Raw genomic sequence first — 10515 nt, forward strand, 5'->3', positions numbered from 1 at the left:
AACGTGCCCTGGGTCGAGTACCAGGCTGAAGACGGCAGCACCAACGCCCAGATCCTCGGCCCGAGCCGCCAGAAGTGGGACGCCAACCACATCGAGGCCGAGGCCATCGGCCGCAAGGCGGTGCGCCTGAACCAGACCGGCGACTACGTGTCGTTCAAGACCACGAAGGCCGGCAACGGCGTCGTCGTGCGCTACTCGATCCCCGACGCCCCGGGCGGCGGCGGCATCGACAGCACGCTGGGCCTGTACGTGAACGGCGTGCGCGTGAAGACGCTGCCGCTGACCTCGCGCTACAGCTGGTCGTACCAGGGCGGGCTGATCGGCGACCCGATCGTCGACAAGCCGGCCGGCCTGCCGCACACCTTCTTCGACGAGGTGCGCACGCTGCTGCCCGACAGCATCCCGGCCGGTGCGACGGTGATGCTGCGCCGCGACGCGCAGGACACCGCGGCCTTCTACGTGATCGACCTGGTCGACATCGAGCCGGTGCCCGGCGCGCTGACGATGCCGGCGGGCTTCACCTCGGTGACGCAGTTCGGCATCCAGCCGAACGACGGCAAGGACCACGCCGACGATGTGCTGCGCGCGATGCGCTCGACCAGCAAGCTGTGGTTCCCGCCGGGCGACTACCTGCTGCAGAAGATCAGCGGCGGCAACGTCGGGCTCGACAACCCGGGCATCGAGGTGCGCGGCGCGGGCATGTGGTACACGAACCTGAAGGGTCCGAAGTCGCTGTTCTTCTGCTACGGCGCGAGCGCGAAATGCGTGTTCGGCGATTTCTCGATCCTCGGCGAGTCGAAGGCGCGGGCCGAGGAATCCGAAGGCGTGCAGAAGGCCTTCGCCGGCCCGATGGGTGCCAACAGCCTGATCGAGAACGTCTGGATCGAGCACGTGGTCGGTGCGATCTGGGTTGGCAACGATCCCCCGTACCAGACCCAGCCGACGCAGAACCTGACGGTCCGCAACTGCCGCATCCGCAACACCTACGCGGACGGGATCAACTTCGACAATGGCACGTCGAACTCGGTGGTCGAGAACTGCCACCTGCGCAATACCGGCGACGACGCGCTGGTGGTGTGGTCGATCAAGTGGACCGACTGGGTCAAGGAGAAGACCTACCAGCTGGGCGACAACTTCATCAGCCCGGAGGGCAAGAACGCACCCGACCAGGGCCAGGGCGTCAACAACGTGTTCCGCAACAACACGGTGCAGATGCCGTGGCGTGCGAACTGCTTCGCGGCCTACGGCGGCGCGAACAACGTGTTCAAGGACAGCGTCTGCGAAGACGTGCTGACCTACCCGGGCATCCTGATCGACAACGAGTTCAGCCCGTACCCGTTCGGCCCGGCGACCACGACCTTCAGCAACATCTCGCTGATCCGCGCGGGCGGCCCGATGTTCATGGAGAACACCGCGACGCCGTGGCAGCACGGCGCGCTGAAGTTCTACATGCGCGAAGGCGGCATCAACGACATCCTGGTGGAGAACGTCGACATCGTCGACCCGACCTACTCGGGCATCGAGTTCCGCGGCTTCGGCACCGCCTTCGTGCCGCCGGGCGAGAAGTTCCACCCGGACCTGCTGCGCGACGCCGACAACGCGCAGATGCGCAACGTGAAGCTGAAGAACATCCGGATCACCAACCCGGGCAGGTACGGCATCGAGGTCATCGACAACGGTGGCCGCGGGGCGGTGAACTTCGACGGGGTGGTGGTGACGAACCCGGCGCTCGGCGGCTTGAAGCAGGACACCGCGCCGAGCAGCTTCTTCATCCGCGGCACCGGCAACTCGGGCTGGTGAGCGCAGGCTGAAGATCGCGGCCCGCATCGGACGGTACGATGCGGGCCGCGATGCCTTCGACACCACCTTCCGACGCTTCTCCCTTCCCCGGCTTCGGCGAAGCCGCGCGCTGGTGGCTGAAGCTCGGCTTCATCAGCTTCGGCGGGCCGGCCGGCCAGATCGCGGTGATGCACGAGGAGCTGGTCGAGCGGCGGCGCTGGATCTCCGAGGGCCGCTTCCTGCATGCGCTGAACTACTGCATGCTGCTGCCCGGCCCGGAAGCGCAGCAGCTCGCCACCTACATCGGCTGGCTGATGCACGGGCGGCTGGGCGGCATCGTCGCCGGCGCCTTGTTCGTGCTGCCGTCGCTCGCGATCCTGGTCGCGCTGTCGTGGGTGTACCTCGCGTTCGGCAGCCAGCCGGCGGTGGCGGCCGTCTTCCAGGGCATCAAGCCGGCCGTGACGGCGATCGTCGTCGCGGCGGCCTGGCGCATCGGGTCGCGCACGCTGCGCAACCCGGCGCTGTGGGCGATCGCGGTGGCGGCGTTCGTCGCGCTGTTCGCGCTGGGCCTGCCCTTCCCGGTGGTGATCGTCGCGGCCGGCCTGGCCGGTGCGGTCGGCGGGCGCATCGCACCGGCGATGTTCAGCACCAGCGGCGGGCATGCCGCGACGGCGGGCACCCACGCGCCCGCACTGATCGACGACGACACGCCGACGCCGCCGCACGCCCGCTGGCGCGTCGCGTCGTTCGTGCGCGTGCTCGCCGCCTGCCTCGCGCTGTGGTTCGCCGCGATGCTCGGGCTGGTGCTCGCCTTCGGCTGGCAGGGCATGCTGACGCAGATGGGCTGGTTCTTCACGAAGGCCGCGCTGCTGACCTTCGGCGGCGCGTATGCGGTGCTGCCCTACGTGTTCCAGGGCGCGGTCGAGCAGCACCACTGGCTGACGGCGGCGCAGATGATCGACGGCCTGGCGCTCGGCGAGACCACGCCGGGCCCGCTGATCATGGTGGTCGCGTTCATCGGCTTCGTCGGCGGCTGGACGCAGGCGCTGTCCGGCAGCGAATCGGCGTTCCTGGCCGGTGCGGCGGCGGCGGGGGTGGTCACGTTCTTCACGTTCCTGCCGTCGTTCTGCTTCATCCTCCTCGGCGGGCCGTTCATCGAATCGACGCACGGCCGGCCGGCCTTCACCGCGCCGCTGAGCGCGATCACCGCGGCGGTGGTGGGCGTGATCGCCAACCTGGCCGTGTTCTTCGCGGTGCACGTGCTGTGGCCGCAGGGCCTTCACGGCCTGCCGGACTTCACCAGCCTCGCGATCGGTATCGCGGCCGCCATCGCGCTGATCCGCTTCAAGCAGGGTGTCATCCGCGTCGTGCTGTGCGCCGGTGCCGTGGGGTTGCTCTCGGGGTTCGCTGCACGCTGGTGAGCCCTCGCCTAGACTCGGCCCGCATCACCACTGCCGGGGCTGCGAATGCTGAAGATCTGGGGCAATGCCGATTCGATCAACGTGCAGAAGGTGCTGTGGTGCTGCGAGGAGATCGGCCTGGCGTATGAGCGCATCGACGCCGGGCGGCACTACGGCGTGGTCGACACCGCGGAGTTCCGCCGCCTGAATCCGAACGGGCTGGTGCCGACGATCGACGACGACGGCTTCGTCGTGTGGGAGTCCGGCAGCGTGCTGCGCTACCTCGCGGCGAAGCATGCGAGCGGCAGCCTGTGGCCGGAGGACGCCCGGGCGCGCGCCGAGGTCGACCGCTGGATCGACTGGTCGAACTCGACGCTGTGGCCGGCGATGGTGCCGATCTTCCGCGCCTTCCTTCGCACGCCCGAGCACGAGCGCGACGGCAACCTGGTCGAGGCCGCGCGCCGCGAGACGCTGGACGCGATGCACATCCTCGATGCGCAGCTCGAAGGCCGCGCGTTCGTCGGCGGCGAGCAATTCACGATGGGCGACATCGCGCTCGGCTGCGCGGTGTGGCGCTGGATGACGCTGCCGATCGAGCGCGACGAACTGCCGCAGGTGCAGCGCTGGTTCGATGCGTTGTCGAAGCGCGAGGCGTATCGGAAGGTGGTGATGTTGCCTTTGGTGTGAGCGTCTCGCGGCTCACTCCCGCCAGACCACCATCGTGTGCAGGACCCCCGATTCCGAGCCGACACTGAGCGACCGGTTGCCCATCGGCAGCATCCACTGAGGTTCGTACAAGCTCATCGGCACGCGGGCCGATAGGCGCGGCGCCGCGGCGTCGAGCGTGCCGCCTGCCGGCCTCAGGTCGCCGAACACGTAGAACCCATCGCTGTTTTCCCCCGGCCAGAAAGGCTCGTAGCGTCGCAGCATGAAGCTGAGTCGATCGGATTCCGAGCGGTAGCTCGGGATGCCCTGCGTCAGCTGGAGGATGGGGTCTTCGCGCAAGCTGCCGTTCGCGTCACGCAGCGGCGCGAAGGCCGCATCCAGTGGAACCACGGCCGCACTCTGGTTGCTGCTGCAAGCAAGGACCGTCAACGTGCCGATGAACTGCGGCTCGAAGGAGGCGTCCAGGCAGGGCTTGTCCGTGGGCAACGGCGAGAGCACCTGATCGGCGAGCAGGGCCGGGGCGCCGACGCCGGCCACCACGTAACGTGATGTCATGCGGTCTGCCGATACCGCGAAGGCCCATGACAGCAGCGCGCGATCAGCGGAGGCTTCGAGCCGCGGTGCGTAGACATTCACGGGACTGATCGAGGGATCTGCCGTGTACTCGACGCCCAGCGCCCGACCGGCCGCATCGAAGTACTGCAGCTTGAATTGCGACCGGGGGCCGTCGCCGTCGTCAATCGGCAGGGTCGTCCAGCTCAGCCAGAAGCCGTCAGCCGCTCCTGCCGCCAGATAGGCCCGCCCGCCCACCGGGTACCTCTTGGCGGAGGCTGCAAGCGTCGCAGACGCGCTGGTGAGCTGCTGGCCTGTCTTGTCCAGGCTGAGCATGTACACCCCCTCCGCTGCACTCACGAACACCCTCAGCTCGCTACCGACCCGCACCAGCTGCGGTTCGGAAGGAAAACTGATCTGCGGAAAGTCGGCATACCGGTACACCGCCGTCGCCAGCACCTGCCCTCGCGGATCCAGCTGATGCAGCGCGAACCCCTGCACGAACGGGCCGGGGATCGCCGTCATCACGACGGCATGGGAGTCGAAGGCCACGGCACCGATCGGCGCGGCAATGTCCTGCCCCGCCAGGGAGGAACCGGCGGGCACGGTCTGCTTCGAGGCTTCGGCATACCCCAGCCCGCTGTCGATCACATCGGCCGTGACCAGCACCTCTTCCACCACCTCGTTCGGTTGCGTCACGAGCACCGCAGGCGATTCCCGCCTCACCTTGACGAGGCCCAGGCCCGGCGCATACCAGCGACTGAGGGTGACGGTGCCGCCGCCCGGCGCGAACTGGCTACCGATGTAGGTGACGCGCGTGCGCACGAAGGTGTCCACCCGCACCGCCTTCACGCCGGCTCGATTGGGCAGGTCGAGCACCTCCTCGCCGACGACCGTGGCCCACACTGCGACATCGAGCGTGTCGCGGGAGCCGTTCCTGTCGAAGTCGACGTAGTCGGCCAGGTGCCTGTCGAGCATCACGTAGCGATCGTGGATGCGAACCGGCGAGCGCAGCTCGACCAGGTCGACGTCGAAGGAAGCCGCGGCACCCTCGGCGAGCTGCAGGGTTTCGTGCTGCGTGACGGCGCCCGACGCCGTGCGCAGCGGCGTTCCGGTATCGGGACCTTCGCCCAGCAGGTTGCTCGCGTCTTCGCGAACATCGCCGCCCACCGCCAGCTGCCGCACCGTGTTGGTGTAGAAGCCGAACGGCGCCTTGCTGTGCTRCTGGCCGCGGTAGGTGAAGATGGCTCGATCGCGCAACGGTCGCAGCACCAGGGCATCGGCATGGAGTGTCGCCCCGGCGACCTCTGCCGGCGGCAGCAGCCCACTGCCTTCATTCGAGCCCGACGAGCCTCCACCCCCTCCGCCGCAGGCACTCAACAAGAGTCCCAGAACCACGCCCATGAGCCACGCGCGGCTCGTCTTTGCCATCGTCAGCATTCCACTGCCCTCCACCCATGTTCTTGATTGTCCCGGCGACAGTATCGCGGAAGAACTCGCGCGCAGCGGTAAAGACTCTTCACCCCGGTGCGACAATCTGCCGCTGCCCGCCGCCTTCCCTTCGCTCCCGCCGTGTCCGACAACATCACCCTGCTGCGCCGACAGAACGCCCTGACGCTGTTCCAGCGTTTCGCCGAGGCGCAGATGCGCGACGGCATCGCCCCCAAAGGCATGGAGCAGCTGTTCGCGCAGGCCCTGCAGATCAGCCCCAGCATGTGGAGCCAGATCAAGAGCAGCCGGCCGATCGGCGACAAGCTCGCGCGGCAGATCGAGGCGGCCCGCGAGCAGCCGGCCGGCTGGCTGGATGAGGCGCACGAGCCGCAGGGGCTGACGCCCTCGGAACTGCAGTTCCTGCAACTCGCGCTGACCGCCTGGCGGGCGACGAACGCCGAGGGGCGCCGGCAGCTGCGGCACGCGGTCAAGCAGGTCGCCGACGGCAAGGCCTGATCGCCGCGCCGCGTTCAGCGGTGCGCCCGGCTCTCCATCAGGCGCTTCAGCGCCTGCAGGTCGCTCAGCACATGCGCGCAGTCCTTCTCGAACTGCGTGCTGTCGACCCCGTCGGCCCGAAACACCGTGAACGTCAGCTCGCAGCCGTCCCCATTGGCCACCGCGCGCAGCGGGTTGTGGAACACCGTGCCGTCGGGCAGCGTGACCGCGTGGTCCAGCACGCCGTACGGGTTGTCCGGCGTCATCTCGACCTGCACCCGGCCCATCGGCGATGCGGCCCACCAGCGCCCGCCTTCCTCGGCGATGCCAGCCGCCAGGCCCGAGGCCCATTGGGGCAGCAGCGACGGCTGGCGCGCGAACTCGTAGACGACCTGCCAGGGCACGGCGATCGAGACGGTGACGATGCGGACATCCTGCAGCATGGTGTGTTGCCGGGCAATCAGCGTGCCGGCCCGCGCAGCGGCAGCGCCGCCACCACGATGCCGAGCACCAGCCCGCCCAGCACGTCGACCACCACGTGCTGGCGGATCGCGATCGTCGAGTAGGCGATGCCCACGCACCAGGCCAGGTTCACCCACCGCAGCGCGACCGGCACCTCGAGCTCGCGCAGCTGGCGCGCGAGCAGGTGGCAGGTCAGCACCGCGAACGACACGTGCAGCGACGGGAACGCGTTGCGCGACGCATCGCCCGCGCGCAGGAACTGCAGGCTGCCGTACTGCGACCAGTCGACGCCGAAATCCGGCACCGCGCTCGGGTAGAACAGGTAGAACGCGAAGCCGATCGCGCTCATCAGCGCGGCCCGCAGCGTGTAGCGCAACAGCTCGCCGCCGTCCTTCGAGAACGCCGGCGCGAGCGACACATAGACCCACAGCGACGCGTACACCGGCAGCAGCCCCTCGCGCAGCGTGAACCAGCGGTCCAGCGCCAGCACCGGCATCACCGTGACGGCGGCCTGCGGCGAGCGCGCGGCCCAGAAATACAGCACGAAGAACAGCGAGATGCCGGCGCTGATGCCCACCAGCTTGGCCGGCCACAGCGCGAGCAGGCGCCGCACGGCGGCTCGGGGCCAGGAGGCGGATGGAACGGGGAGCACGGTCGAAGTCACGGAAGCGGATCGCAGGCGGGGCAGACCCGCATCATCGCTCACCCACGTACGCCAGCAGTCCCGACACCAGCGCATCGAAGGCGACGCGGCAGCGCGGGCTGCTGCGCAGGTCTTCATGCATCGTGACCCAGGTCGGCAGCGGCAGCGTGAAGAGCTTCGGCAGCAGCCGCACCAGGCTGCCGTCGCGCTGGGCGAGAGGCACCTGGCACATGCCGATGCCGGCCCCCGCGCGGATCAGCGCCAGCTGCGCCACGTTGCTGTCGCTGCGCAGCGTGAAGACCTCGCGCCGCAGGCCGTGCAGCGCCTTCTCGGCCTGGCGCAGCCACGCGGATGGCTGGTCGTAGCCGATCGTCGCGTGGCCCGCGAGCTCTTCGGGCCGGCGCGGCGTGCCCCGGCGTTCGAGGTAGTCGCGCCGCGCGTACAGGCCCAGCTCGATGTCGCCGACGTGGCGCGCGACCAGCTGCTCCTGCTTCGGCTGCACCATGCGCACCGCGATGTCGGCCTCGCGGCGCAGCAGGTCCTGCAGCTTGTCGGTCAGCACCAACTCGATCTTCAGCTGCGGATGCGCCTCGTGCAGCCCGGCGAGGATCGGCGGCAGCACCTCGATGCCCATCACGTCGCTGCAGCTGATGCGCACCGTGCCCTTGACGACGCCCCCGTCACCCTGGCCGCCGGCCGCGCGCTCCAGCGCCGCCGCGGTGCTCTGCATCGCCTCGGCATACGGGCGCAGCGACTGGGCCGCCTCGGTCGGCAGCAGGCCGGCCTGCGAACGGGTGAACAGCACGATGCCGAGCGCCTGCTCGAGCGCCGCCACGTGCCGGCCGACCGTGGGTTGCGTGATGCCGAGCAGGCGTGCGGCCCCCGACAGCGAGCCCTCGTCGAGCACGCCGAGGAAGCTGCGGTAGAGCTCCCAGCCGATGGTTGAAGTCATACAGAAATGTATAGCGTCACCACGATGTTCGGCAATTCCATTCGAACCCACCACCACCCAGAATCCGCTCCATACCCACCACCCACCTGGAGATCGAGATGAACGACGGCCACATCCACAACGGCAACAAGACGGCCCTGGTGCTGGGCGCCACCGGCGGCATCGGCGGCGAGGTCGCGCGCCAGTTGCGCGACGCGGGTTGGACGGTGCGCGCGCTGCAGCGCAGCGCCACCGAAGCGACGCAACAACGCGATGGCATCACCTGGCTGCGAGGCGATGCGATGCAGCGTGCCGACGTGCTGCGGGCCGCCGAGGGCTGCGCGGTGATCGTGCACGCCGTCAACCCGCCGGGCTACCGCGGCTGGGCCGAGGTGGTGCTGCCGATGGTCGACAACACGATCGCCGCGGCCATCGCGCAGCGCGCCACCATCGTGCTGCCGGGCACGGTCTACAACTTCGGGCCGGACRCTTTTCCGCTGCTGCGCGAGGAGTCGCCGCAGCACCCGCAGACCCGCAAGGGCGCGATCCGCGTGCAGATGGAAAGCCGGCTCGAGGCTGCGAGCCGCCAGGGCGCGCGCGTGCTGATCGTGCGCGCCGGCGACTTCTTCGGGCCGAAGTCGGGCAACAACTGGCTCGCGCAGGGCATGCTGAAGCCGGGCAAGCCAATCACGTCGATCGCGAACCCGGCCGATGACGGCGTCGGCCACCAGTGGGGCTACCTGCCCGACGTGGCGCGCACGATGGTCGAGCTGCTGGAGCGGCGTGCGCAGCTCGGCGCGTTCGAGCGCTTCCACATGGCCGGGCACTGGGACGCCACCGGCCGGCAGATCGCCGAGGCAGTGCAGCGCGTGGTCGCACGCCGCACCGGGCACGCACCGCGCATCGTGCGCACGCCGTGGTGGCTGCTGCGCCTGATGGCCCCGTTCGTCGTGACGCTGCGCGAACTGCTGGAGATGCGCTACCTGTGGAAGCAGCCGGTGCGCCTGGCCAACGAGCGGCTGGTCGCGGTGCTCGGGCGCGAGCCGCACACGCCGCTGGACCAGGCGATCGAGGCGGCGCTGGTCGGCATGGGCTGCCTGGACGCCGGCCGTCAACCGGCCGGCGACAGCCCGGCCATGAACTTCAGCACCGCCGCATCGCGGAAGTAGTTGGTGTGGAAGGTCGTCGCCGTCTTGCCGAGCGACAGCACCTGCGGCACGCCCTGCGCCGGCTGGCCGAAGAAGCTCATCGCGTCGGTGTCGACGACGAGGTCGTTCGCGCCGGGGAACACGATGTCGGCGCCGAGGTTCGCCAGCTGCAGGCCGGGATTGCGGAAGCGGGTCCAGAACTTCCAGGCCGGCTCATCGAGGTTGGGCTCGAAGTCGGCCGTCACCGCCGCGAACTTCGGCTGCACCAGCCAGCGGTCGCCGAACAGCGCACGCGTCTCGGCGTTGTCGGTCACGCGCTGCTGGCTCGCGAGGCCCGGCACCAGCGCGACCGCCGCATCGGCCAGCGGCAGGGCCGAGCCGAGCTGCAGCGTCTTGCCCAGCACCTTGGCCAGCCCGGCGGCACCGGCGGCCAGCGGGAACACCGTGCTCGCCGCCTGCCCGGCCAGCGACAGCGCGTTCGCGATGTTGGCCAGCATGTCGAGCGCGGCGCGCAGGCGGTACGGCGACGCGAGGCTGGTGCCGCCGAGCGGCGAGCCGACGAACACCACCTGCCGCACCCGCACCGGCGCGAGCCGCAGCAGCCACGACGCGACCAGCCCGCCGCGGCTGTGGCACACCACGTCGACCGGGCCGGCGATGCCGCGCAGCGCGCGGTGCAGGTCGAGCGCGTTCAGCCACGGCGCGACCGACAGCGTCGCATGGTCGAACGCGAAGATGCGCGCGCCGTACACCTGCTTCCATTGCGCGAGCAGCGCCAGCCCGGCGGGCGTCGCGCCGAGCTGGTCGAACCACATGTCGCTGCTGCTGAAGGTGCCGTGCACCAGCAGCAGCGTCGGCTGCGCGCCGTCGAGCTGCGGTGCCGGCGCCGGCACGAGCRCGCCGTCGACCCACTGGCGCAGGCCTTGATGCGGCGTCAGCCGCGCGTCGAGCGCGACCAGCGACTGCGCGATCCGGTTCGGCCCGATGTCCTCGTACTCGAAGCGCTGC

At 69.7% G+C, this 10515-nt stretch carries 10 protein-coding genes; 5 read left to right on the forward strand and 5 right to left on the reverse strand.

What is annotated here, in order from left to right; translation table 11 throughout:
• From AC1D01_RS09530 to AC1D01_RS09540, 3 genes are all read left to right on the forward strand, one after another.
• Window positions 1-1800, forward strand: a 1800-nt coding sequence (locus AC1D01_RS09530; protein WP_477865805.1) for a right-handed parallel beta-helix repeat-containing protein, incomplete at its 5' end; no start/stop codon positions are given.
• Window positions 1801-1850: 50 nt separating this feature from the next.
• A complete protein-coding gene (gene chrA, locus AC1D01_RS09535) occupies window positions 1851-3200 on the forward strand; it encodes a chromate efflux transporter (RefSeq protein ID WP_477865814.1) in 1350 nt (449 codons plus the stop codon).
• Window positions 3201-3245: 45 nt separating this feature from the next.
• Window positions 3246-3866: a glutathione S-transferase family protein gene (locus AC1D01_RS09540; protein WP_477865806.1), complete on the forward strand. Its 621-nt coding sequence runs from the start codon at window positions 3246-3248 to the stop codon at window positions 3864-3866.
• A gap of 12 nt (window positions 3867-3878) precedes the next feature.
• Here the strand turns inward: AC1D01_RS09540 and AC1D01_RS09545 are convergent, their stop codons facing one another.
• On the reverse strand, window positions 3879-5837 hold the full coding sequence (locus AC1D01_RS09545) for a hypothetical protein (RefSeq protein ID WP_477865807.1): 1959 nt from the start codon (window positions 5835-5837) through the stop codon (window positions 3879-3881).
• A 132-nt stretch (window positions 5838-5969) separates the two neighbouring features.
• Between AC1D01_RS09545 and AC1D01_RS09550 the strand changes: the two genes are divergently transcribed.
• Window positions 5970-6344: a hypothetical protein gene (locus AC1D01_RS09550; RefSeq protein ID WP_477865808.1), complete on the forward strand. Its 375-nt coding sequence runs from the start codon at window positions 5970-5972 to the stop codon at window positions 6342-6344.
• 14 nt (window positions 6345-6358) lie between these two features.
• Here AC1D01_RS09550 and AC1D01_RS09555 read toward each other — a convergent pair whose 3' ends face one another.
• The 3 genes from AC1D01_RS09555 to AC1D01_RS09565 all read right to left on the reverse strand — a co-directional run bounded on the left by AC1D01_RS09555 (window position 6359) and on the right by AC1D01_RS09565 (window position 8380).
• Window positions 6359-6766: an SRPBCC family protein gene (locus AC1D01_RS09555; protein WP_477865809.1), complete on the reverse strand. Its 408-nt coding sequence runs from the start codon at window positions 6764-6766 to the stop codon at window positions 6359-6361.
• Window positions 6767-6783: 17 nt separating this feature from the next.
• Window positions 6784-7398 (reverse strand): phosphatase PAP2 family protein, encoded by a 615-nt coding sequence (locus AC1D01_RS09560; protein ID WP_477865810.1) that lies wholly within the window; start codon window positions 7396-7398, stop codon window positions 6784-6786.
• Between the two features lie 82 nt (window positions 7399-7480).
• Window positions 7481-8380 carry a LysR family transcriptional regulator gene (locus AC1D01_RS09565; RefSeq protein WP_477865811.1) on the reverse strand — a complete coding sequence of 300 codons (900 nt, stop codon included), beginning with the start codon at window positions 8378-8380 and terminating at the stop codon, window positions 7481-7483.
• A gap of 98 nt (window positions 8381-8478) precedes the next feature.
• Here AC1D01_RS09565 and AC1D01_RS09570 point away from each other — a divergent pair, with 98 nt between their 5' ends.
• Window positions 8479-9528 carry an NAD-dependent epimerase/dehydratase family protein gene (locus AC1D01_RS09570; RefSeq protein WP_477865812.1) on the forward strand — a complete coding sequence of 350 codons (1050 nt, stop codon included), beginning with the start codon at window positions 8479-8481 and terminating at the stop codon, window positions 9526-9528.
• Here the strand turns inward: AC1D01_RS09570 and AC1D01_RS09575 are convergent.
• Window positions 9471-10515: esterase/lipase family protein (locus AC1D01_RS09575; RefSeq protein WP_477865813.1), on the reverse strand; the 1045-nt coding region annotated here is incomplete at its 5' end. The two genes, AC1D01_RS09570 and AC1D01_RS09575, sit on opposite strands and share 58 nt — an antisense overlap.

Source organism: Rhizobacter sp. P3_B12 (assembly GCF_056402895.1).